The organism is Sphingomonas sp. (genome assembly GCF_039594485.1).
Lineage (GTDB): Bacteria > Pseudomonadota > Alphaproteobacteria > Sphingomonadales > Sphingomonadaceae > Sphingomonas.
Map to the genome: position 1 here is coordinate 1 of NZ_JBCNNI010000043.1, position 19,569 is coordinate 19,569.

The following is a 19,569-nucleotide window of genomic DNA, read 5'->3' on the forward strand; positions in this document are numbered from 1 at the left end:
CCCTCCCTTAAACACCTATCCGTCCCATGCAATCTTGACCCGCGATCAAAGGCCGCTAGTCCAAGGGACATGACCGAAGGATTGCCCGACAGCCTCATCCCCTATGACGACATCGTGCAGGAGGCGCTGCGCGCGGTGGTGGGGCGTGTGCTCGGCCCGGTGGCGGAGACGGGGCATCTGCCCGGAACGCACCATTTCTACATCACCTTCAAGACCCAGGCGCCCGGCGTGGACATTCCGCAGCGGCTGGTCGAGCGATTCCCGGACGAGATGACCATCGTCCTCCAGAATCGATTCTGGGACCTGACGGTGGACGAGAATCGCTTTTCGGTGGGCCTCAGCTTCAACCAGGTGCCGTCGAAGCTGGTCATCCCCTATTCGGCGATCACGCGGTTCCACGATCCCGAAGTGCAGTTCGAACTGGGCTTCCACGTCGCCGACGATCCCCAGGGCGATCCCGATCCGCACGATTCGGCCGAGAATGACGAACCCGTCGCCAAGCCGGTCGAGGACGGCAGCAACGTCGTCGCGGTGGATTTCAAGCGGAAGAAGTAAGGGCAGATTGGGTTCGTGCCTCTGCGCGAACCCAGAATCATTGTCCTTCCCCGGCGAAGGCTGGAGCCCAGTCCTTGCCAGTTTGATATGGCGGGATGTCGTCGCATGGGCGGTTATCTCCCAGCGTCCGCGATGCTTGGCAGATTGGACACCGCCCATTTGCCGGGATGGTCTTTAAGGAGTGGTGGTGGGGTACCTACATAACGAAACCCATTCCCTATCCGGTGAGTCCCTCTGCCCATGACCCAGACCCGCACCGAAACCGATTCGATCGGCCCGATCGAAGTTCCCGCCCACGCCTATTGGGGCGCACAGACCGAGCGCAGCCTCGAAAACTTTCCCTTCGGCGCGCGTGAGCAGATGCCGATCGGCATCGTCCACGCGCTCGCCATCGTCAAAAAGGCTGCCGCGCGAATCAATCGCGGGTCCGGGCTGGCGGCGGAAAAGGCCGATGCGATCGAATCGGCGGCGCAGGAGGTGATCGATGGCCGCCATGACGACCAGTTCCCGCTGGTCATCTGGCAGACCGGCTCGGGCACCCAGTCCAACATGAACGCCAATGAGGTGATCGCGGGCCGCGCCAACGAGATCCTGACCGGCACGCGCGGCGGCAAATCGCCGGTCCACCCGAATGACGATGTAAATCGCGGCCAGTCGTCCAACGACACTTTCCCGACCGCGCTGCACGTCGCCGCCGCGCTGGCCGTGACGAAGCAGCTTTTTCCGGCCCTGGAGCGGCTCCGCGCGGCGTTGGACGCCAAGGCGAAGGCATGGGATTCGATCGTCAAGATCGGCCGCACCCATTTGCAGGATGCGACGCCGCTGACGCTGGGGCAGGAATTTTCGGGCTACGTCCAGCAACTCGCCAATGCCCGCGACCGGATCGAGGGGACGCTCCACCGCAACATCCTGCCACTGGCGCAGGGGGGCACGGCGGTCGGCACCGGGCTGAACGCCCCCCATGGCTTCGCCGAGGCGATCGCCGCCGAGATCGCGGACGCAACCGGACTCGATTTCGTCACCGCGCCCAACAAGTTCGAGGCGCTGGCGAGCAATGACGGGCTGGTCGACCTGCACGGGACGCTGAACGTGCTGGCGGTCGCCTTGACCAAGATCGCCAACGATATCCGCCTGCTGGGGTCCGGCCCGCGTTCGGGCCTGGGCGAACTGGAGCTGCCCGCCAACGAGCCGGGCAGTTCGATCATGCCGGGCAAGGTCAATCCGACCCAGTGCGAGATGCTGACCATGGTCGCCGCGCAGGTGATCGGCAACAATGCCGCCGTGACGGTGGGCGGCTTGCAGGGCCATCTGGAGCTGAATGTCTTCAAGCCGCTGATCGGCGCGAATGTGCTGCGCTCGATCCATCTGCTTGCGGTGGGCATGGAAAGTTTCGCGACCCGGACGGTCGAAGGGATGACGGTCAATCGCGACCGGATCACCGACCTGCTCGACCGCTCGCTGATGCTGGTGACGGCGCTGGCGCCCGAGATCGGATATGACAATGCCGCCAAGATCGCCAAGCATGCGCATCAGAAGGGGCAGACGCTGCGAGAGGCGGGGCTGGAGCTTGGCCTGGTCGATGAGGCGACCTTCGACCGGGTCGTGCGGCCGGAGTTGATGCTGGGACGGTGACGGTCGGGCGTGGGCTTCGGTTTTCTGCGTTGGGGGGTCAGCGGTCCTGCCAGTCCCTTGCCGGATAGGCGGGCAGGGCGAGCCGATAGCGTATCGCCGCCGCGCGCAGGACGAAGCCCGCCAGCGCGGCGACCGGCCCCGCCAGCGCGGAGGGCAGGCCGAGCAGGATCAACGCCACATAGCTGGTCGAGGCCAGCGCGGCGGCGGTCACGTACAGCTCCGGCCGCATCAGGATCGATGGCTCGCCCGCGATCACGTCGCGGATGATCCCGCCGACACAGGCCGATACCACGCCCAGCATCGCCGCCGGGATCGGCGGGATGCCATATCCGCTCGCCTTGGCCGCGCCATACACCGCATAGGCGACAAGCCCCGCGGCATCGAACCAGTCGAGCGCGCTGCCCCGCCACCACCGCTCGGGCGTGGCCCAGACCGCGACGGCGGCGGCGAGGCAGACGGCGGGCACCCGCGCGTCATGCACCCAGAAGACCGGCGCGTCGATCAACAGGTCGCGCACCGTCCCGCCGCCGACCCCAGTGATCAGGGCGAAGAAAACCAGCGTCACCATGGTCTGGCGATGCTTGGCCGCCGCCAGCGCGCCCGACACGGCGAACACCGCCAGTCCGGCAAGGTCGAGCCATGGCATGACGGCGGGCAGCATGGCGGTCGGTTCGGGCAACATCGCCACCGACCCTAGAGCGGTTTGCCATGGGATTGAACCACCGTCATCGCGCCCCCTTCCACCAGTTCGAGTGCTGCGCCGCTTCCCGAAACGGAGCGGCGGCAAGATGAACGACCCGTTATCTCTGGTTCATGCAACGGACAGTAGATTGTGGACGTTACGGTGTCAGAATCTTTTGGAAGGAAATGGGTCATGCGCAAGTTGATGCTCGCTCTGGGGTGTACCGCCATGGTCGTCCCCTCGTTGGTCCTGCCGGCGACCGCCGCCGATGCGCAGCGCCGGTACAAGTACCGCGAATGGCGCGACGATCGCGGTCGCGTGCGCTGCCGCAAGCCGGACGGCACTACTGGTCTGGTCGTCGGTGGTGTCGCGGGCGCGTTGCTGGGCCGCACGATCGATACGCGCGGCGACCGGACCCTGGGCACGCTGGGCGGCGCGGCCGTCGGCGCGCTGGCAGGCCGCGAGGTCGAGCGTAGCACCAGCAATCGCCGCTGCCGCTAAACCCCGGCAAGCTGGTTGGGAAAGGGGGCGTCACCAGTCGGTGGCGCCCTTTTTCATGTCCTTTCGCCAGACCATGGCACCTGTCCTTCCGGTGAACGGGAAGTAGTTTTCGGTTCACGCAACACTATGGAATGGAAGGGGTTTTATTGATCGTTATCAACGGGAGTATAGTAATGCGTATCGCTCTGATGTCGGCCACGATTGCCGCTATCGCCTTTACCGCGATGCCTGCTGCCGCGCAGCGTAATGGGTGGGAAGCCCGCCAGGATTATCGCGAGGACATTCGCGACGCTCGCCGCGACTATAATCGGGATGTCCGCCACGCCGATTCCCGCCGCGACATCCGCGATGCCCGCCGTGAGTATCGCGAGGATGTGCGCGACGCCCGAAAGGATTATCGCCGCGACATGCGCAATGTCCGGTGGCGCAACTACGACTATAATCGGTTCGAGCCGGGACAGCGCGGCTATTATCCCGAGCGCTATTATCGCGACGGCCGTTATTACCAGACCCGCGTGCTGGGTCGGAACGATCGCATCTATCGGGGGATGAACGGGCGCTATTACTGCCGCCGCAATGATGGGACGACCGGTCTGGTGATCGGTGGTCTGGCAGGCGGCGCGCTGGGCAACATCATCGCGGGCGGCGGTTCGCGTCTGCTGGGCACCGTGATCGGCGCGGGCGGCGGCGCGCTGCTGGGCCAGCAGATCGATCGCGGCCAGGTTCGCTGCCGCTAAAACCGGCGCTTGTCCGGGAGCCAGGGCCCGGCGGGGAAACCCGCCGGGCCGTTCGCCATTCAGATCAGGCCGCCACCCAGCATCAGGCGCAGGCCGAAGATCAGGATCAGGATCAGGTTGAGGTTCCGCCCGCTGCTCCGGGACGACAGCGCGCCGATCGCCGCGCCGATGATCGCGATGGGGATGACGAACCAGTATCCCCAGGCGAAGAAGGGCAGGAACGGCACGATCCCCAGCAGAAGCGCGATCAGGCCGATGACGATCGAGAAAAGATTCAGCATGAAGCCGAAGATGGCGTCGCCCCGGTCGATGCACAAGCGGTCGCCCGACAAGCTGCTTCCCGATCCCGCACCGGGACGAATCGGGCATGTCGCGCGTCCGCATCATGGGGGATAGGATCGCATCGTCATGCTATGGACGCGGCATGGCTGCCCTTTCGCCGCGAATCCTGATCCTGATCGCCTGCGTCCTGCTCGCCGCGTGCGGCAAGGCCGCGGATGACGATGCGGCGCTCAATGCGCTGGATCACGAACTGACCGCGATGAATGACGGACAGCCCGCGCATGACCCGCAACTGCGCGAGGCGTTGGCTGGGCAGATCCTGGTCGATCCGGGCCTGACCCAGTCGTCCAACGCCAATGCCGTGCGGCCTCCCAACCGCCCGGTCACCGATCAGGTGCCCTCGCTGCCTCCGCCCGGCGATCCGGTCGATGCGCGCACGCTGAGATCCGCGCCGCCCCCGTCGAAGGACTGCCCCGAATGCCGGGCGGCGGCCAGCGCCTACACGGTCGCGGCGCTGGCCGGGCAACAGGGCGGCAACGCGCCCTGCCTGTCGGGCCTGCGTTACTCCGCAGGCTGGGCGGGGCGGTTGCCCAAGGCCTTCGCCGTCTATCCCGGCAGCCGCCTGGCCGAGGCGGCGGGCAATGACACGAATGGCTGTGCCTTGCGAATCGTCAGCTTCCGGGCGGGCGGCACGGCGCGCAAGGTCGTCGACTATTACTACACCAGCGTTATTCAGGCGGGCTATACGGCGGAACACAAGAAGGACGGCAGGCAGCATGTGCTGGGCGGGACGCGCGGCGAGGCGGCCTATATACTCTATGCCACGGCCCGGTCCGATGGCGGCACGGACGTCGATCTGGTGGTCAAGGGCGGCTGAATCGCGCCCTGACGCGCTGTCGTCACGCTTGTCCTTTGCGCGGAAGGCGCGGTTGCGCTAGGGGAGGTGGATTATGTCACCGCTTCTTCTCGTGATGCTGGGCGGCGCGCTGGGCTCGGGGGGACGGTATCTGACGGGGCGCGGGCTGACCGATGCGCTCGGCCCCGGCTTTCCCTTCGGTACGCTGGCCGTCAACTGGGTCGGTTGTCTTGCGATGGGCGTGCTGGCCGGTGTGCTGGCGCGGACCGGCGGGAGTGAGGGCTGGCGGCTGTTTCTGGGCGTCGGGGTGCTGGGGGGCTATACGACCTTCTCGGCCTTTTCGCTCGACACCATCACGCTGATCGAGCGGGGGCAGGGGGCGATGGCGCTGGGTTATGTCGCGCTGTCGCTTTTGGGTTCGCTGGCCGCGCTATGGGCGGGGCTATGGATGACGAGGATTTTCGCATGACGGACTTTGTCCGCCAATTCACGGTCGGGCCGGACGATGACGGCATCCGGCTGGATCGCTGGTTCAAGCGGCATCTGCCCGAAACCAGCTTCACCATCGTCGCCAAATGGGCACGCACCGGACAGCTTCGCGTCGACGGGGCGCGCGCGACGCCGGGCGACCGGATCGCGGCGGGGCAGGTGCTGCGCGTGCCCCCGGCCGAGCCCGCCCCTGCCGAAAGCGCCAAGCCCAGCCGTCCGCGTAACGTCCTGTCCGAGGACGAGGCCGCCTTTGCGCGCGAGATGGTGATCCACAAGGACCGCGACGCGCTGGTCCTCAACAAGCCGCCGGGGCTGGCGACGCAGGGGGGGACCAAGACGACCACCCATGTCGACGGCCTGCTCGATGCGCTCCAGTTCGAGGCGGAGGGACGGCCCAAGCTGGTCCATCGACTCGACAAGGACACGTCGGGCGCATTGCTCGTCGCGCGCAATGCGCGGTCGGCGGCCTTCTTCGCCAAGGCCTTTTCGGGGCGCACCGCCAAGAAGATCTACTGGGCGCTGGTCGTCGGCGTCCCTTCGATCGAGGACGGCACGATCGAATTGCCCATCGCCAAGCAGCCCGGCACCGGCGGCGAGAAGATGCATGTCGACGAGGAGAATGGCCAGGCGGCACGCTCGCGATACCGGGTGATCGAGCGGGCGGGCAATCGCTGCTGCTGGGTCGAGCTGCAGCCCTTTACTGGGCGCACGCATCAGCTTCGCGTGCATATGGCGGCGATCGGCCACCCGATCGTCGGCGACGGCAAATATGGCGGCGCGGCGGCCTTCCTGACCGGCGGGATCAGCCGCAAGATGCACCTGCATGCGCGTCGTATCCGCGTCGATCATCCCGATGGCGGCCGGATCGACCAGACCGCCGAACTGCCCAGCCATTTCGCCGAGAGCATGAACCAGCTCGGCTTCGACGAGATTCGCGGCGACGTGCTGCCCCAGGACGAGGATCGCGGCCCGCCGCCCAAGGATGTGCTGAAGCAACGCGCCAAGGCGCATGCCAAGCAATATCGCAAGGAACGTCGCGGTGAGCGGCGCGGGCGGGGAACGCGCTAGAACGTGCTATTCCCCCTCCTGCAAGGGGAGGGGGATCTCGCTCGATTACCGGCTGTCGGGCCGTGAGGCTCCTCCGCCAGTCCCGTGGTCTGTCACCGCGCCGATACCTGCCGCAGCAGATGTCGCCCCGTGCCGCGCAGGACCAGGCTTGCCAGCGCATAACAGGCCAGTGCCGCTGCGGCCGCGACGGGCATGACCCACAGCCCCATCATCTCCGGTGCGGCGGGCGGATCGGTCAGGATGCCGAAGGCCGAGCCCTGCGGCAGGGACCAGAGCCCGACATGACTGGGGAAGAGCGGCTTGAAAATCGCGACGCCCGCGAAGCATAGCGCGAACAGGTAGAGCAACATCGCGATCAGCAATGCGGCGAAGGCCGCCGCGCTGCGTCCCGACCGGACCAGGATCGCCTGGACCAGCGCGACCGGATGATCCTCGCCCAATGCCCCGGTCAGCCGATATTCCTGAACATAACGTGCAGCCAGCGCATGGGGGGCGCCCAGTGCGGACAGGCTGTCCTCCAGCGTCTCGGGTCCGGCGGTCAGGCTGTCGGTCAGATGGCTTTCGATCTCACGCACGATCCCGGCGCGATCTTCGGCGGGAAGCGCCTGCAGAGACCAGCGCAGGCGGCGGCTGTAATCGGCGATCAGACGGGCAGGGATGCGGGCATGGTCGGTCATGGCTGATCCTCGACAAGAGTGGTGATCGTCGTGCGGAATTCGATCCAGGCGGTGCGCATCGCCTTGGCGAGTGCGGCGCCTTCCTCGGTCAGGCGATAATATTTGCGCGGATTGCCGCCCTCTGCGGGCAATTCCCAGCGGCCCGCGATCCGACCCGCCTTCTCCAGCCGGTTGAGCAGCGGATAGAGGCTGCCCTCGCCGACCAGATCGCCGCCCGCCCGGATGCGCGCCAGGATTTCCAGGCCATAGGCCTCGCCCCCCGAAAGGACTGACAGCAGAACAAGTTCCGCGGCTCCCTTCCGCAACTGCGATTGCCAGCTTCCGATATCCATGAGCGACGTGTAACGCTATGTATCTTGCTATACAAGGTATGGTGATAAACGATTTGAGATTTGCCCCGGACGTGAAAAGCCCCGCCGACACGGGGTCGACGGGGCTTCGATTTGCCGGTTGGGGGGCGTGCCCCCCCCAACATCATATCTTAGCGGCAATAGCCGGGATTGTTCGACTTTTCGATCGCATGACCGGCCAGCGCACCCGCGCCGCCGCCCAGGATCGTGCCGAGCGTCCGGTCGCCACGGTTGTCGATCGTGCGGCCCAGCAGGCCGCCCGCGATCGCGCCGACGATCGTGCCGGTGGTGCCGTTGTTGCAGCGCGCCGGGCCACGATTGTAATAGCCGCGATCATAACCGCGACGGTCATAGCCGCGATCATAGCGCGGGCCGCGATTGTAACCGTCATAATAGGCATCGCCATAAGCGCGGTCGTATCGGTCATAGTAACGCTGCGCCGAGGCGGCGGTCGGGACCATGGCCGTGGCGCCGACGGCAAGGGCGGCAGCAGCGAGCGAGAGCTTCTTGAACATCGTCATCTCCCTTGATCTTCAAATCGGCGGCGGCGGGGCCATCCCCGTCGTCGTTGATCCTCTTCTGCCCGATTCGCTGTGATGGGATGCTGAATGCGTTTGTTAGCCTCCGTTCATGGAACGAGGATGCTTCCCCCGCAGCGGGCTTGCCGATAGGAGGGGCCGATGACGCGCCCGCGCCTTGCCCTGTTCGATTGTGACGGCACTCTGGTCGACAGCCAGGCCAATATCTGCCTCGCCGCCGTGGAAGCGTTCGCGCTGTCCGGCCTGACCCCGCCGCCCGCCACCGCGATTCGCCGCATCGTCGGCCTGAGCCTGGTCGAGGCGATGCGCGTGCTGGCCCCCGGCCAGTCGCCCGAGGTGCATCACCAACTGGCGAGCGATTACAAGGCCGCCTTTTTCCGCCTGCGCACGGCGGGCGCGATGGAACCGGAGCCGCTGTTCGACGGGATTCCGGCGCTGCTCGATCATCTGGCGGCGGAGGGCTGGCTGATGGGGGTGGCAACCGGCAAGTCCGATCGCGGGCTGGCGCGCGTACTGGCCGAACATGGGCTGACGCATCATTTCGTCACGCTCCAGACCGCCGACCGGCACCCGTCCAAGCCCGACCCGTCGATGGTGCTGGCCGCCATGGCCGAAACCGGCGTCGAGGCGCGGGACGTCGCGATGATCGGCGACACCAGCTTCGACATGGCGATGGGCAAGGCGTCGGGGGCCTTCGCGGTCGGCGTCGCCTGGGGCTATCACGACGTCCACGACCTGGTGAACGCCGGGGCCGAGGTCGTGGCGGAGGCGGTCGGCGACCTGCCCGCGCTGCTGGTGCGACCATGAGCGGCGATACGCGCGCCCGGCGGCGCTGGTTCATCATCATGCTCGTCCGGCTGATCGGCGTGGCAGGCGCCTTGTTCGGGATCATGCTGGCGTCTCGCGGGGTGGCCTGGCCGCACAAGGCGCTGGGCGTCGCGATCATCGTCTCGGCGCTGGCGATGATCGCGATCGTCCCCGCCGGGCTCGCCCATCGCTGGCGGAGTGGCGGCGAATGAAGCGCTTCTGGACCGAGGTGATGGTCGATGACGCGCGGGTCGTCCGGCTGGACGACCGGCCGGTGCGCACCCCGGGGCGCACTCCGCTCGCGCTGCCCACTCCCGCATTGGCCGAAGCAGTGGCGGAGGAATGGCGGTCGGTCGGCGAGACGCTCGATCCGCGCGCCATGCCGCTGACCGGGCTCGCCAATGCCGCGATCGACCGGATCGCGGCGGACCCGACGCCCTTTGCGACGGGACTGGCGCGTTATGCGGAGAGCGACCTGCTCTGTTATCGCGCCGACTCGCCGCCCGAACTGGTGGCGCGGCAGGATGCGGTCTGGAATCCGCTGCTCGACTGGGCGCAGGGGCGCTATGACGTGCATTTCACGCTCGTGACCGGGATCATGCACCGCCCCCAGCCCGAGGTGACCATCGACCGGCTGGCGCAGGCGGTGGCGGCGCTGGATGCGTTCCGGCTCGCCGCGCTATCCCCAGTGGTGACGATCACCGGATCGCTGGTGCTGGCGCTGGCGCTGCTCGAAGGAGCGGCAGATGCCGATGCGGTGTGGATCGCCGCGCATGTCGACGAGGATTTCCAGGCCGAGCAATGGGGCGAGGATTATCTCGCGATCGAGGCGCGGGAGGCCAAGCGGCGCGAATATGATGCGGCGGTGCGCTTCCTGACCGCGCTCGGATGACATCCGGGGAAGGCCAGGGGGCCCCGATCCCCGTTACCGGGTGGTCAGTTTTCGGATGAACCCGATCAACCCGGTCTGGCGCGAACGCTTGAGTCGTTCGGCCTGCAGGATCGTCTTCACGCCCTGGAAACACTGTTCGACATCGTCATTGACCAGGACATAGTCGTAACCGTCCCAGTGGCTGACCTCGTTCGCGGCGCGCGCCATGCGGGCGTCGATCACCTCGACCGAATCGGTTGCGCGGCGTTCGAGCCGCTGGCGCAGTTCCTCCATCGAGGGGGGGAAGATGAACACGCGCACCACATCGCCGCCCGCGATCTGGAACAACTGCTGCGCACCCTGCCAGTCGATGTCGAACAGCACATCCTTGCCCGCCGCCAGCATCTCCTCGACCTGAGCGCGCGGGGTGCCATAGCGGTTGTCGAAGACGTGCGCCCATTCGAGGAATTCGTCATTCGCCACCATGTGACGAAATTCCTCAAGGTCGACAAAGTGATAATCCTTGCCGTCCACTTCACCCGGCCGCATCGGGCGGGTCGTCGCCGACACCGACATCTGAAGACCGGCATCGTCCGCCAGAAGCTTGCGCGCGATCGTCGACTTGCCCGCACCCGAGGGGGAGGACAGCACGAACAACATGCCGCGACGCTTCAGCTTGTGGGGATCATTGGGGTTGGCAGGCGAATTGGGCATGGCCGCCTTTGACGTAGGGGGGCGCAGCGCGTCAAGCCATCCTCGACACGCTGCGGCCCCTGGCCATCAGACCTGCGATCAGATTCGGGTGTCGAGCGCCTTGTTGGCCTTGTGCCGGTCATAGGCCTTCTTGGCCGCATAGCCGCCACCGAGCAGCAGGCCGAGCGGCCCCAGCCGCCGCATGCCGCCGACCGCCAGCGCGCCCAGTGCCGCCCCCTTCAGGCCACTATTGCCGTCGCGACGGCTGACTTCGCGCCCGACCAGCGCGCCGATGATACGTCCGATCATTGTACCTCTCCGAAAACCCGGTCCTTCAATTCCGCCGCGCCGCGCAACACCGCCCAGCCCACCGCGTAGGTGATGGCGAGCGGCAGTACGACCTTCAGGACATTGGCCGTCACCGCACCGATGATCGCGCCATCGGCAACGCCGTCATCACCCGACAGCCCGTCGATCGCGGAGCCGACCAGCGCTCCAATAGTCGTTGCACCCATATTCATGCCCTTCCTTGCTCCGGGCGGAAAAGCATGGGGAGGGCGTCGGGTTCCGTGGACCTCAGCGCTTGGCCGCGACCTTCGCCTCGATCGCGTCCCAGATGAGGGCGGCGACATCGGTGCCGTCGAATTTCTCGATCGCGACGATGCCGGTGGGGGAGGTGACGTTGATCTCGGTCAGCCATTCGCCGCCGATCACGTCAATGCCGACGAACAGCAGACCACGCCGCTTGAGTTCCGGCCCCAGCACCGCGCAGATCTCGCGTTCGCGCGCGGTCAACTCGGTCTTCTCGGCCGAGCCGCCGACCGCCAGGTTGGAGCGGATTTCGCCTTCGCCCGGCAGGCGGTTGATCGCGCCCGCGACCTCGCCATCGATCAGGACGATTCGCTTGTCGCCCTTCGCCACGGCGGGCAGGAAGGCCTGTACCATATGTGGTTCGCGATAGGCGGTGTTGAACACCTCGATCAGCGCGGAAAGGTTGGCACCGTCGCGCCCGACCTTGAAGATCGCCTTGCCGCCATTGCCGTGCAGCGGCTTGACCACGATCTCGCCATGCTGCGCCAGGAACGCCCGCGCCTCGTCGAGCGAACGCGTGACGAGGGTGGGCGGCATGAACTGCGGATAATCGAGGACGAAGACCTTTTCCGGCGCGTTACGCACGCTGCGCGGATTGTTGACGACCAGCGTCTTCTCGGCGACCCGCTCCAGCAGATGGGTGGCGGTGATATAGCCCAGGTCGAAGGGCGGGTCCTGTCGCATCAGCACGACATCGGCCTCATCGCCCAGGTCCAGCTTCACGGGCTCGCCGAAGCTGTAATGGTCGCCCGCGACCCGCTGAACCGTCACCGGATGCGCCCTGGTCCAGAGATGCCCGTCCGACCAGTTGAGGTCGCCCGCATCATAATGGAACAGCCGGTGGCCGCGCGCCTGCGCCGACAGCATCAGCGCGAAGCTCGAATCGCCCGCGATGTTGATCTGGTCCATCGGGTCCATCTGGACGGCGACGGTCAACGGCTGGGACATGGGGCTTTCCTTTTGTGGCGCGGGTGGCGTGCCCGCTTCATGCGTGACGGGAGGTAATCGCTCGCCCGCCCGCTGTCACCCGCGCGTCAGCCGCACCACGCATTTTCGATGTGACGCGGCCGCGTGCCGGGGGCGAGCAGGATGACGTCGACCCGGATATCGTCGCCCGGACCGGCATAATCCGGCATCAGCACTTCCGCTGCCGCCGCGACCCGCGCCAGCCGGCGGGCGTCGATCGCGAAGTCCAGTTCGGCGGCGGTCTTGCGCGTCTTGACCTCGACGAATGCGATCAGCGACCCGCGCCGTGCGATCAGGTCGACCTCACCGGCGGGCGTGCGGACACGCCGGTCGAGGATGGTCCAGCCCTTGAGCCGCAACCACCATGCGGCCAGGCGTTCGCCGCGCCTTCCCGCTGTCTCGGCGGCGCGTCGCTGGTCTATCGTGCGGGTGGAGCGTCTCATCGCCCGGCCCCATGCTCATGCGAGAGGGGGAAGCGGACGCGTAATTCGGTGCGGACATGGTCGGCCATCATCCGCTATCGTGCGAACTGCCGACGTCCTGCGCAAGCGCCGCCGAAAGGTTCAGCCGACGGCGAGGGCAGCGGCCTCGGCCGGTTCGGTCAGCCAGGCGAATGCCAGATCCGCATCGTCGAAGATGCGCAGATAGGGCTGGTGCATCAACCGGCGAATCTGCTGCCGCCCGAGCGCGCTGCGGGTGACCATCGCGATCCGGCTGGCCCGGGGATAATTGCGCAGCGCTTCGTGCAGCGTCATCAGGCCGTCGTGCGGCTGGACGATGATCGCGCTCATGTCGATGCGCAGCAGATAGCCTGGCTGAAACCCGCTCCGCCGAAAGCCATCGATCACCTCGCGGGCGTAGCGCAGAGCGACCGGGGGAGTGAACAGGCCGGTCCAGCGCACGTCCAGCATATTGAGGTCGTGGCGAAAATCGATGGCGTACATGGTTGCGGCTCCTGCGCCGCCGCCTGCGCCACCAATTCTTACCGAAACCCTAACGCGGCGCTACGTGATCGACTTTTCATCCTTCATGGCCAGCGCCCGTGCATAAAGCACCTTGCGATCGAGCCCAAGCGCCTTGGCCACCTCGCTCGCCGCGCGGCCGACGGGCAGGCGGGTCAGCGCCTCGGCCAATGCGGCGTCGCCGTCCTGTTCGCTGGCCGGGGGCGCCTCGCCCGGCGGGGCGACGACGATCGCGATCTCGCCCTTCGGCCCGCCCTCGGCATAGCGTTCGGCGAGCGTGGAAAGGGTGCCCGTTACCGCTTCCTCGAATTTCTTGGTGATCTCTCGCGTCACCGCTGCCTCGCGATCGCCCAGTCCCTGCGCCAGCGCGGTCAGGGTCGCGGCGAGGCGCGGCCCCGATTCGTAGAGGACCAAGGTCGCGCGAATCGCGGCGATTTCGGCGATCGCATCGGCGCGCGCCTTTTCCTTGGGCGGCAGGAAGCCCAGGAACAGGAAGCGGTCGGTGGGCAGCCCCGCCAGCGTCAGCGCGGCGATCGCGGCGCAAGGGCCCGGGATCGTCACCACCGCATGGCCCGCCGCACGGGCGTCGCGAACCAGCTTGTATCCGGGGTCGGAGATCAGCGGGGTTCCCGCGTCCGATACCAGCGCCACCGCCTGGGTCGCCATCCGGGCGATCAGTCCGGGCCGGACATGCTCGGCATTATGATCGTGATAGGGCTGCATCGGCCGTTTCACACCGATATGGCGGAGCAGGCCGGCGGTGACGCGGCTGTCCTCGACGGCGATGACATCGGCGTTTGTCAATATGTTGGCTGCGCGCGGGGACAGATCGCCGAGATTGCCGATCGGGGTCGCGACGATGTACAGCCCGGGTTCGAGAGTGTGTTCGGATTGGGTCACGGGGATCGTCATGACAGAGGCAAGGCTGTTCGTACAACCGGGGGCCGTCATTCGGGGGCGCTCTTCTTTCGCAGCTTTGGGCCGGGCCGTGGCGCTCGGCGTCGCGTTGCTGCTCGGCGCGTGCCAGACGATCGTGCCGCGCGGTCCCGTCGAACAGCCCCAGACGCGACCGGCGCCGGTCACCCAGCATCCCTCGACCGAGGTCGAACACGGCCTGCCGCGCGACACGGCGCGACACCGTATCGCGCTGCTGGTGCCGCTGTCGGGCAGCAATGCGGGCGTGGGGCAGTCGATCGCCAACGCCACGATGATGGCGCTGCTCGATTCGCAGGCGGACACGATCCGAATCACCAATTACGACACCACGCCGGGCGCGGCCGCGGCGGCGCAGAAGGCGATCGCCGAGGGCGCGCAGCTGATCCTGGGGCCGCTGCTGTCCGAGGATGTCCGCGCCGTCGCGCCGATCGCGCGCGCCGCACGGATACCGGTGATCAGCTTTTCCAATGACGCGGGCGTGGCCGGAAACGGCACCTATCTGATGGGCTATACCCCCGCTCAGTCGATCGACCGGGTCGTCGCCTATGCGCGCGGGCGCGGCGTCACGACCTTTGCGGGACTCGTCCCCAACGGGCTTTATGGAGAAAGGGCCTCCACCGCCTTCCTCCGCGCGGTGGAAGGGGCGGGGGGCCAGGTCATCTCGCTCCAGCCCTATGGCCGGGTCGCGGGCGGAGTCGCTGCGGCGGCGCAGCGGCTGACCGCCAAGGCACCCTATGACGCGGTGCTGATCGCGGATGGAGGATCGACGGCCGCCACCGCCGCGCCGATCGTCAAGCGCGGACCGGGCGCCAATACGCGGTTGCTGGGCACCGAATTGTGGAATTCCGAATCGGGAATCGCCGCGCGGCCCGCGCTGAACGGCGCCTGGTTCGCCAGCGTGTCGAACGGTCTCTACCGCCAATATGCGACCAAATACCGGGCGCGCTATCGGGCCGCGCCCTATCGCCTGTCGAGCCTGGGCTATGACGCGGTGCTGCTGACCGTGCGGATCGCGCGCGACTGGAACATCAACGCGGCCTTCCCCGAATCGCGGCTGCGCGCCTCGGACGGCTTTGCCGGGATCGATGGCGCGTTCCGTTTCGGTCGCGACGGGATCGCCGAACGCGCGCTGGAGGTGCAGGAGATTCGTAACGGCACGACCGTCACCGTCTCGCCCGCGCCTACCGGCTTCGACGGATGAGCGACCAGCCGATCGTCGTGATGTGCGCCGTGGGCACGCGCGACGAGGCGGCCAGGATCGCGCGTTCGCTGGTCGAGACGCGGCTGGCCGCCTGCGTTCAGATGATGCCGATCGAAAGCTGGTATCGCTGGGACGGCGCGGTGGAGAACGCGCCCGAGGTCATGCTGCATGTCAAGACGATGCGGAGCCGCTTCGTTGCGCTGGTCGAGGCGATCGAGGCTCTGCACAGCTATGACGTGCCGGAGATCGTCGCGACGCCGATCATCGACGCCTCGCCGCGTTATCTGGCGTGGCTGCGGGCGGAGGTCCTTTAGGTTCGTTCCTCCTTGGGGCTGGGGAGGCGGGCCGCCCTCAGTCCGTCACCACCACTTCGCGCAGGATCGCATCCAGCAGCAGCGCCCCCGCCTCGGTGACGATCAGCCTTTCGTCGTCGAGCCGGACCAGCCCCTGACCGGACAGGGCCTGGATGGCGGAGCGATCCACCATCTCGCGCCCCTCGGCCAGCGCGGCGACGCGCGACAGGTCGACGCCTTCGCCCAGGCGCAGGCCCATGACCAGGGCCTCGGTCGCGCGGGTGACCGGGGGCAGGGTGTCCTCCTGCTCGATGCCATGGCCGTTGCGCTCCACCGCCGCCATCCAGTTTTCGGGCTTCTTGCGCCGAACCGTCGCCACCCCTTTGCGACGACCATGCGCCCCCGGGCCGATCCCCGCATAGTCGCCATAGCGCCAATAGGTCAGGTTGTGGCGGCTCTCCGCGCCGATCCGGGCATGGTTGGATGTCTCATAGGCCGGCAGCCCGGCGGCGGCGGTCATTGCGCGCGTCGCCTCGAACAGATCGGCGGCGGCGTCGCCATCGGGAATGGTCAGCCGCCCCGCCGCAGCCTCGGTATGGAAGCGCGTCCCCGGCTCGATGGTCAATTGGTAGAGCGACAGATGCTCGGTGCCATAGCCGATCGCGCGGGCCAGTTCCGCCTCCCATTCGGGCAGGGGCTGGCCGGGACGGGCATAGATCAGGTCGAAGCTGACCCGCCCGAACAGGCCTTGCGCGGTCTGGAGCGCGCGCAGCGCCTCGTCCACGCCGTGCGCGCGGCCCAGAAAACGCAGCGCCGTGTCATCCAGCGCCTGCACGCCAAGCGAGGCGCGATTCACTCCGGCGGCGGCCAGATCGGCGAAGCGCGCCGCCTCCACCGAGGAGGGGTTCGCCTCCAGCGTGATCTCGATGCCCTCGGCGAAACCCCAATGCCGTTCGGCGGCGTCCAGGATCGCCGCGACCGTGGCGGGCGGCATCAGCGAGGGCGTACCGCCCCCGAAGAAGATCGAGGTCAGCCGCCGTCCGGGCAGCGCCGCCGCCTCATGCGCCAGATCGGCGAGCAGCGCCTTCGCCCATGCCGCCTGATCCACCGATTCGCGGACATGGCTGTTGAAGTCGCAATAAGGGCATTTGGAGACGCAGAAGGGCCAGTGGACATAGAGGGCCAGCGGTGCGGAGGTCCGTGATGGGGACGGCGATATTGCGGAGGACATGATGCGCCCCGATATGGCGGCGATGTTCGCGCTTCGCCATCTCTTATCGATCCCCGTCATGGCCCTGGTGCTGGCGGCCTGCGGTCCGGTGATCCCGTCACAGCGCGGCGTCGGCGAAAAGCCGCCCGCAAGGGTGGTGGAGGAACGCTCCTCCGACGCACCCGCCCCGCGTGGGGCGGGGCTGCTGCGCCGGGCGATGCTCGACGGACACCGGGCCGCGCGCGCCGAACTGGGACTGGCGCCCTTGGTCTGGGACGAGGGGCTGGCGGGGAATGCGCTTGCCTATGCGCGGGAACTGGCGCGCACCGGCCGTTTCCAGCATGCCGAGCAGCCGCAGGGGCCGACCCGCCAGGGCGAGAATCTGTGGACGGGCACGCGCGGCGCCTATCGCTATGACGAGATGATGGGCCATTGGGTCGCGGAGAAGCGCGACTTCGTGAACCTGCCCGTGCCGCAATCGAGCCGGACCGGGCAGTTCGGCGATGTGGCGCATTATACCCAGATCGTCTGGGCCCGTTCCACGGCGGTCGGATGCGCCATGGCCAGCAATGCGCGCGACGATTTCCTCGTTTGCCGCTATAGCCCGACCGGCAACGTCTTTGGCGAACGGGCATTCTGACCCGGCGCGCGTGGCAAAAGGAATGGCAATGGCGAATCCCTATGATCCGATGGCGTGGATCGCCTTCTGGAGCGCGCCTGCGCGTTTCGCGGTGATGGCCGGCGAGGCGATGCTGAGCGCGCAGAGCGTGATCGCGACGCGCATGGGGGCGATGGCGACGGGAACGTCCTCGGCCGCCGAGATGACCCTGATGGTCAGCGAGAAGGTGAAGGCGTTCGACCAGTCGGCGCGGGTGTGGAACCGCGATCAGGCGGCGCTGTCGCGGCTGTCGCGGCATGACCCGCATGGTGGGATCGTCACGGCATGGGAAGCGGCGGCGCGCGCCATGCTGATCGGTGCATCGATGCCGGTCCAGGCGATGGCGCCGCTGCACAAGGCGGTGACGGCGAACGAGAAGCGGCTGGCGAAGCGGTAAAATACGCCTCCCCTATAGGGGGAGGTGGCGCGCGGAGCGCGACGGAGGGGTGTCCCGTGATCGACAGGGCGACACCCCTCCACCATGCTGGGCATGGTCCCCCTCCCCTTGCAGGGGAGGAATCTGGTTCAGAACACCGCCTTCACAAGCTGGCCGAACGCATCGGCGCGGTGGCTGATGCGGTTCTTTTCGTCCTGGTCCATCTCGGCGAAGGTTTCGGTATAGCCGATGGGCTGGAAGATCGGGTCATAGCCATGGCCCTTGTCCCCGCGCGGCGGCCAGACGATGGTGCCGTCGACCCGGCCTTCGAACCATTCGACATGACCGTCGGGCCAGCCGACCGCCAGCGCGCAGACGAAATGCGCCGATCGCGCCATGTCCGCCTCTTCGTTCAGCCGATCCTCGACCGCGCGCATCGCCATGGCGAAGTCCTTTTCCGGCCCCGCCCAGCGCGCCGAGAACAGCCCTGGATCGCCGCCCAGCGCCTCGACGCACAAGCCGCTGTCATCCGACAGGGCGGGGAGCCCCGACAGGTCGGCGGCGGCCAGCGCCTTCAGTTCGGCATTGGCGACGAAGGTGGTGCCGGTTTCCTCGGGCTCGGGCAGGTCGAGATCGGCGGCCGCGATCACCTCGACGCCGTAGGGCGCCAGCAGTTCGCGGAATTCGACGATCTTGCCCTTGTTGTGGCTGGCGAGGACCAGCTTGCCGGGCTCCAGCTTGCGGATCGCCTGGCGGCCATTTCCTTCGCCGCTCATGCGCGGATCGCCCGGTCCTGCGCGGCGAAGATTTCGGTGCAGCCCATCCGCGCCAGGCGGAGCAGACGCAGCAGCGCCTCTTCGTCATAGGTCGCGTGCTCGGCGGTCGCCTGCACCTCGGCGATGTGGCCGTTTTCGATCAGCACGAAATTGGCGTCGGCATCGGCATTCGAATCCTCGATATAGTCGAGGTCGAGGACCGGCGTGCCCTGATGGATGCCGCACGACACGGCGGCGACCTTGTTGCGGATCGGGTCGCTGGTCAGCTTGCCCTCGGCCATCAGCTTGTTCACCGCCATGCGCAGCGCGACCCACGCGCCCGAAATGGCGGCGGTCCGGGTGCCGCCATCGGCCTGGATCACGTCGCAGTCGATCGTGATCTGCCGCTCGCCCAGCGCCTTCAGGTCGCAGACGGCGCGCAGGGACCGGCCGATCAGCCGCTGGATTTCCTGGGTCCGGCCCGACTGCTTGCCCTTGGCCGCCTCGCGGCTGCCGCGCGTATGGGTCGCGCGGGGCAGCATGCCATATTCGGCCGTGACCCAGCCTTCGCCCTTGCCGCGCAGGAAGGGGGGTACGCGTTCCTCGACGCTGGCGGTGACGAGCACCTTGGTATCGCCGAACCCGATCAGCACCGATCCTTCGGCGTGGCGGGTGAAATTCGGCTCGATGGTGATGGGACGCATCTGGTCGGGCATCCGGCCGGACGGGCGCATAGTCTTCTCCTTGTTCCTTGGGGACAGCCCTAACCGGCCCCCGCGCGATGCGCCAGACAGGACGGTGGAGATTGGAAGACACTCCTCTTCTCTCTGCGTCCTCTGCGCGCAAGAAAGAAGAATGGTTCGCGCGGAGACGCGGAGGCGC

Annotated in this window: 29 protein-coding genes; 14 read left to right on the forward strand and 15 right to left on the reverse strand. The window is 67.3% G+C overall.

Going from position 1 to position 19,569, the window contains the following annotated elements:
• The first annotated feature begins 69 nt into the window (after positions 1–69).
• Together ABDV78_RS16670 and fumC are read left to right on the forward strand one after the other, a co-directional pair.
• Complete coding sequence (locus tag ABDV78_RS16670) at positions 70–555, forward strand: ClpXP protease specificity-enhancing factor SspB (protein ID WP_261269238.1); 486 nt, start codon at positions 70–72, stop codon at positions 553–555.
• 240 nt (positions 556–795) lie between these two features.
• Entirely contained in the window at positions 796–2,187 is a 1,392-nt protein-coding gene (fumC, locus tag ABDV78_RS16675; RefSeq protein ID WP_343528596.1) for a class II fumarate hydratase, read from the forward strand.
• Between the two features lie 37 nt (positions 2,188–2,224).
• On the opposite strand, the gene ABDV78_RS16680 is transcribed toward fumC, so the two are convergent.
• The gene (locus ABDV78_RS16680) at positions 2,225–2,869 is read right to left on the reverse strand and encodes a trimeric intracellular cation channel family protein (RefSeq protein WP_343528638.1); all 645 of its coding nucleotides are present in this window, start codon (positions 2,867–2,869) and stop codon (positions 2,225–2,227) included.
• A gap of 192 nt (positions 2,870–3,061) precedes the next feature.
• On the opposite strand from ABDV78_RS16680, the gene ABDV78_RS16685 reads away from it, so the two are divergent.
• Positions 3,062–3,370: a glycine zipper 2TM domain-containing protein gene (locus ABDV78_RS16685; protein ID WP_230481270.1), complete on the forward strand. Its 309-nt coding sequence runs from the start codon at positions 3,062–3,064 to the stop codon at positions 3,368–3,370.
• Between the two features lie 173 nt (positions 3,371–3,543).
• Positions 3,544–4,107, forward strand: coding sequence for a glycine zipper 2TM domain-containing protein (locus ABDV78_RS16690; protein WP_343528597.1), 564 nt, complete (start codon positions 3,544–3,546; stop codon positions 4,105–4,107).
• Positions 4,108–4,166: 59 nt separating this feature from the next.
• Here ABDV78_RS16690 and ABDV78_RS16695 read toward each other — a convergent pair whose 3' ends face one another.
• On the reverse strand, positions 4,167–4,439 hold the full coding sequence (locus tag ABDV78_RS16695; RefSeq protein WP_343528598.1) for a hypothetical protein: 273 nt from the start codon (positions 4,437–4,439) through the stop codon (positions 4,167–4,169).
• Positions 4,440–4,531: 92 nt separating this feature from the next.
• On the opposite strand from ABDV78_RS16695, the gene ABDV78_RS16700 reads away from it, so the two are divergent.
• From ABDV78_RS16700 to ABDV78_RS16710, 3 genes are all read left to right on the forward strand, one after another.
• On the forward strand, positions 4,532–5,266 hold the full coding sequence (locus tag ABDV78_RS16700) for a hypothetical protein (RefSeq protein ID WP_343528599.1): 735 nt from the start codon (positions 4,532–4,534) through the stop codon (positions 5,264–5,266).
• Positions 5,267–5,339: 73 nt separating this feature from the next.
• On the forward strand, positions 5,340–5,714 hold the full coding sequence (crcB, locus tag ABDV78_RS16705) for a fluoride efflux transporter CrcB (RefSeq protein ID WP_343528600.1): 375 nt from the start codon (positions 5,340–5,342) through the stop codon (positions 5,712–5,714).
• On the forward strand, positions 5,711–6,802 hold the full coding sequence (locus ABDV78_RS16710; protein ID WP_343528602.1) for an RluA family pseudouridine synthase: 1,092 nt from the start codon (positions 5,711–5,713) through the stop codon (positions 6,800–6,802). The genes crcB and ABDV78_RS16710 overlap by 4 nt, the downstream gene beginning before the upstream one ends.
• Before the next feature lie 92 nt (positions 6,803–6,894).
• On the opposite strand, the gene ABDV78_RS16715 is transcribed toward ABDV78_RS16710, so the two are convergent.
• The 3 genes from ABDV78_RS16715 to ABDV78_RS16725 form a co-directional block, all read right to left on the reverse strand.
• Complete coding sequence (locus ABDV78_RS16715) at positions 6,895–7,479, reverse strand: hypothetical protein (protein WP_343528603.1); 585 nt, start codon at positions 7,477–7,479, stop codon at positions 6,895–6,897.
• Positions 7,476–7,784, reverse strand: coding sequence for a PadR family transcriptional regulator (locus ABDV78_RS16720; protein ID WP_343528604.1), 309 nt, complete (start codon positions 7,782–7,784; stop codon positions 7,476–7,478). Before ABDV78_RS16720 ends, ABDV78_RS16715 begins: the two co-directional genes overlap by 4 nt.
• Positions 7,785–7,960: 176 nt before the next feature.
• Positions 7,961–8,344, reverse strand: a complete 384-nt coding sequence (locus tag ABDV78_RS16725) for a glycine zipper 2TM domain-containing protein (protein WP_343528639.1) — start codon at positions 8,342–8,344, stop codon at positions 7,961–7,963.
• Between the two features lie 165 nt (positions 8,345–8,509).
• Here ABDV78_RS16725 and ABDV78_RS16730 point away from each other — a divergent pair, with 165 nt between their 5' ends.
• The 3 genes from ABDV78_RS16730 to ABDV78_RS16740 are packed head-to-tail and all read left to right on the forward strand — an operon-like array spanning position 8,510 to position 10,067.
• Positions 8,510–9,175: an HAD-IA family hydrolase gene (locus tag ABDV78_RS16730; RefSeq protein ID WP_343528605.1), complete on the forward strand. Its 666-nt coding sequence runs from the start codon at positions 8,510–8,512 to the stop codon at positions 9,173–9,175.
• Positions 9,172–9,387, forward strand: coding sequence for a hypothetical protein (locus tag ABDV78_RS16735; RefSeq protein WP_343528606.1), 216 nt, complete (start codon positions 9,172–9,174; stop codon positions 9,385–9,387). Before ABDV78_RS16730 ends, ABDV78_RS16735 begins: the two co-directional genes overlap by 4 nt.
• Positions 9,384–10,067 carry an ATP12 family protein gene (locus ABDV78_RS16740; protein ID WP_343528607.1) on the forward strand — a complete coding sequence of 228 codons (684 nt, stop codon included), beginning with the start codon at positions 9,384–9,386 and terminating at the stop codon, positions 10,065–10,067. Before ABDV78_RS16735 ends, ABDV78_RS16740 begins: the two co-directional genes overlap by 4 nt.
• A 33-nt stretch (positions 10,068–10,100) precedes the next feature.
• Here ABDV78_RS16740 and gmk read toward each other — a convergent pair whose 3' ends face one another.
• From gmk to rsmI, 7 genes are all read right to left on the reverse strand, one after another.
• The gene (gene gmk / locus ABDV78_RS16745) at positions 10,101–10,760 is read right to left on the reverse strand and encodes a guanylate kinase (RefSeq protein WP_343528608.1); all 660 of its coding nucleotides are present in this window, start codon (positions 10,758–10,760) and stop codon (positions 10,101–10,103) included.
• Between the two features lie 78 nt (positions 10,761–10,838).
• A complete protein-coding gene (locus tag ABDV78_RS16750) occupies positions 10,839–11,048 on the reverse strand; it encodes a hypothetical protein (protein WP_343528610.1) in 210 nt (69 codons plus the stop codon).
• The gene (locus ABDV78_RS16755) at positions 11,045–11,254 is read right to left on the reverse strand and encodes a hypothetical protein (protein ID WP_343528612.1); all 210 of its coding nucleotides are present in this window, start codon (positions 11,252–11,254) and stop codon (positions 11,045–11,047) included. The genes ABDV78_RS16750 and ABDV78_RS16755 overlap by 4 nt, the downstream gene beginning before the upstream one ends.
• A 61-nt stretch (positions 11,255–11,315) precedes the next feature.
• Positions 11,316–12,278 (reverse strand): glutathione synthase, encoded by a 963-nt coding sequence (gene gshB, locus ABDV78_RS16760; protein ID WP_343528613.1) that lies wholly within the window; start codon positions 12,276–12,278, stop codon positions 11,316–11,318.
• An 86-nt stretch (positions 12,279–12,364) separates the two neighbouring features.
• Complete coding sequence (locus ABDV78_RS16765) at positions 12,365–12,739, reverse strand: YraN family protein (protein ID WP_343528614.1); 375 nt, start codon at positions 12,737–12,739, stop codon at positions 12,365–12,367.
• Between the two features lie 120 nt (positions 12,740–12,859).
• Positions 12,860–13,240 carry an STAS/SEC14 domain-containing protein gene (locus tag ABDV78_RS16770; RefSeq protein WP_343528616.1) on the reverse strand — a complete coding sequence of 127 codons (381 nt, stop codon included), beginning with the start codon at positions 13,238–13,240 and terminating at the stop codon, positions 12,860–12,862.
• A 60-nt stretch (positions 13,241–13,300) separates the two neighbouring features.
• A complete protein-coding gene (rsmI, locus tag ABDV78_RS16775; protein ID WP_343528618.1) occupies positions 13,301–14,170 on the reverse strand; it encodes a 16S rRNA (cytidine(1402)-2'-O)-methyltransferase in 870 nt (289 codons plus the stop codon).
• Positions 14,171–14,234: 64 nt separating this feature from the next.
• Here rsmI and ABDV78_RS16780 point away from each other — a divergent pair, with 64 nt between their 5' ends.
• The gene (locus ABDV78_RS16780) at positions 14,235–15,395 is read left to right on the forward strand and encodes a penicillin-binding protein activator (protein ID WP_343528619.1); all 1,161 of its coding nucleotides are present in this window, start codon (positions 14,235–14,237) and stop codon (positions 15,393–15,395) included.
• Positions 15,392–15,709: a divalent-cation tolerance protein CutA gene (gene cutA / locus ABDV78_RS16785; protein WP_343528620.1), complete on the forward strand. Its 318-nt coding sequence runs from the start codon at positions 15,392–15,394 to the stop codon at positions 15,707–15,709. Before ABDV78_RS16780 ends, cutA begins: the two co-directional genes overlap by 4 nt.
• 37 nt (positions 15,710–15,746) lie before the next feature.
• Here the strand turns inward: cutA and hemW are convergent, their stop codons facing one another.
• Positions 15,747–16,919 carry a radical SAM family heme chaperone HemW gene (gene hemW / locus ABDV78_RS16790; protein ID WP_343528621.1) on the reverse strand — a complete coding sequence of 391 codons (1,173 nt, stop codon included), beginning with the start codon at positions 16,917–16,919 and terminating at the stop codon, positions 15,747–15,749.
• Between hemW and ABDV78_RS16795 the strand changes: the two genes are divergently transcribed.
• Together ABDV78_RS16795 and ABDV78_RS16800 are read left to right on the forward strand one after the other, a co-directional pair.
• The gene (locus ABDV78_RS16795; RefSeq protein ID WP_343528622.1) at positions 16,918–17,538 is read left to right on the forward strand and encodes a CAP domain-containing protein; all 621 of its coding nucleotides are present in this window, start codon (positions 16,918–16,920) and stop codon (positions 17,536–17,538) included. The genes hemW and ABDV78_RS16795 overlap by 2 nt on opposite strands.
• Before the next feature lie 28 nt (positions 17,539–17,566).
• The gene (locus ABDV78_RS16800) at positions 17,567–17,953 is read left to right on the forward strand and encodes a hypothetical protein (protein ID WP_343528623.1); all 387 of its coding nucleotides are present in this window, start codon (positions 17,567–17,569) and stop codon (positions 17,951–17,953) included.
• Between the two features lie 128 nt (positions 17,954–18,081).
• Here the strand turns inward: ABDV78_RS16800 and rdgB are convergent, their stop codons facing one another.
• A complete protein-coding gene (gene rdgB / locus ABDV78_RS16805; RefSeq protein ID WP_343528625.1) occupies positions 18,082–18,708 on the reverse strand; it encodes an RdgB/HAM1 family non-canonical purine NTP pyrophosphatase in 627 nt (208 codons plus the stop codon).
• Positions 18,705–19,421 (reverse strand): ribonuclease PH, encoded by a 717-nt coding sequence (rph, locus tag ABDV78_RS16810; RefSeq protein ID WP_343528626.1) that lies wholly within the window; start codon positions 19,419–19,421, stop codon positions 18,705–18,707. The genes rdgB and rph overlap by 4 nt, the downstream gene beginning before the upstream one ends.
• Between the last annotated feature and the right edge of the window lie 148 nt (positions 19,422–19,569).

What these genes read in the sequence shown, in the direction of transcription:
- ABDV78_RS16725 (WP_343528639.1), bottom strand. Translation starts at nt 8,344, where the DNA reads ATGTTCAAGAAGCTCTCGCTCGCTGCTGCCGCCCTTGCCGTCGGCGCC.
- ABDV78_RS16670 (WP_261269238.1), top strand. Translation starts at nt 70, where the DNA reads ATGACCGAAGGATTGCCCGACAGCCTCATCCCCTATGACGACATCGTG.
- ABDV78_RS16710 (WP_343528602.1), top strand. Translation starts at nt 5,711, where the DNA reads ATGACGGACTTTGTCCGCCAATTCACGGTCGGGCCGGACGATGACGGC.
- ABDV78_RS16680 (WP_343528638.1), bottom strand. Translation starts at nt 2,869, where the DNA reads ATGTTGCCCGAACCGACCGCCATGCTGCCCGCCGTCATGCCATGGCTC.
- ABDV78_RS16750 (WP_343528610.1), bottom strand. Translation starts at nt 11,048, where the DNA reads ATGATCGGACGTATCATCGGCGCGCTGGTCGGGCGCGAAGTCAGCCGT.
- ABDV78_RS16795 (WP_343528622.1), top strand. Translation starts at nt 16,918, where the DNA reads ATGATGCGCCCCGATATGGCGGCGATGTTCGCGCTTCGCCATCTCTTA.
- ABDV78_RS16730 (WP_343528605.1), top strand. Translation starts at nt 8,510, where the DNA reads ATGACGCGCCCGCGCCTTGCCCTGTTCGATTGTGACGGCACTCTGGTC.
- ABDV78_RS16770 (WP_343528616.1), bottom strand. Translation starts at nt 13,240, where the DNA reads ATGTACGCCATCGATTTTCGCCACGACCTCAATATGCTGGACGTGCGC.
- crcB (WP_343528600.1), top strand. Translation starts at nt 5,340, where the DNA reads ATGTCACCGCTTCTTCTCGTGATGCTGGGCGGCGCGCTGGGCTCGGGG.
- ABDV78_RS16700 (WP_343528599.1), top strand. Translation starts at nt 4,532, where the DNA reads ATGGCTGCCCTTTCGCCGCGAATCCTGATCCTGATCGCCTGCGTCCTG.
- ABDV78_RS16765 (WP_343528614.1), bottom strand. Translation starts at nt 12,739, where the DNA reads ATGAGACGCTCCACCCGCACGATAGACCAGCGACGCGCCGCCGAGACA.
- ABDV78_RS16690 (WP_343528597.1), top strand. Translation starts at nt 3,544, where the DNA reads ATGCGTATCGCTCTGATGTCGGCCACGATTGCCGCTATCGCCTTTACC.
- rsmI (WP_343528618.1), bottom strand. Translation starts at nt 14,170, where the DNA reads ATGACGATCCCCGTGACCCAATCCGAACACACTCTCGAACCCGGGCTG.
- ABDV78_RS16715 (WP_343528603.1), bottom strand. Translation starts at nt 7,479, where the DNA reads ATGACCGACCATGCCCGCATCCCTGCCCGTCTGATCGCCGATTACAGC.
- fumC (WP_343528596.1), top strand. Translation starts at nt 796, where the DNA reads ATGACCCAGACCCGCACCGAAACCGATTCGATCGGCCCGATCGAAGTT.
- rdgB (WP_343528625.1), bottom strand. Translation starts at nt 18,708, where the DNA reads ATGAGCGGCGAAGGAAATGGCCGCCAGGCGATCCGCAAGCTGGAGCCC.
- rph (WP_343528626.1), bottom strand. Translation starts at nt 19,421, where the DNA reads ATGCGCCCGTCCGGCCGGATGCCCGACCAGATGCGTCCCATCACCATC.
- hemW (WP_343528621.1), bottom strand. Translation starts at nt 16,919, where the DNA reads ATGTCCTCCGCAATATCGCCGTCCCCATCACGGACCTCCGCACCGCTG.
- ABDV78_RS16800 (WP_343528623.1), top strand. Translation starts at nt 17,567, where the DNA reads ATGGCGAATCCCTATGATCCGATGGCGTGGATCGCCTTCTGGAGCGCG.
- ABDV78_RS16755 (WP_343528612.1), bottom strand. Translation starts at nt 11,254, where the DNA reads ATGGGTGCAACGACTATTGGAGCGCTGGTCGGCTCCGCGATCGACGGG.
- cutA (WP_343528620.1), top strand. Translation starts at nt 15,392, where the DNA reads ATGAGCGACCAGCCGATCGTCGTGATGTGCGCCGTGGGCACGCGCGAC.
- ABDV78_RS16685 (WP_230481270.1), top strand. Translation starts at nt 3,062, where the DNA reads ATGCGCAAGTTGATGCTCGCTCTGGGGTGTACCGCCATGGTCGTCCCC.
- ABDV78_RS16740 (WP_343528607.1), top strand. Translation starts at nt 9,384, where the DNA reads ATGAAGCGCTTCTGGACCGAGGTGATGGTCGATGACGCGCGGGTCGTC.
- gmk (WP_343528608.1), bottom strand. Translation starts at nt 10,760, where the DNA reads ATGCCCAATTCGCCTGCCAACCCCAATGATCCCCACAAGCTGAAGCGT.
- ABDV78_RS16735 (WP_343528606.1), top strand. Translation starts at nt 9,172, where the DNA reads ATGAGCGGCGATACGCGCGCCCGGCGGCGCTGGTTCATCATCATGCTC.
- gshB (WP_343528613.1), bottom strand. Translation starts at nt 12,278, where the DNA reads ATGTCCCAGCCGTTGACCGTCGCCGTCCAGATGGACCCGATGGACCAG.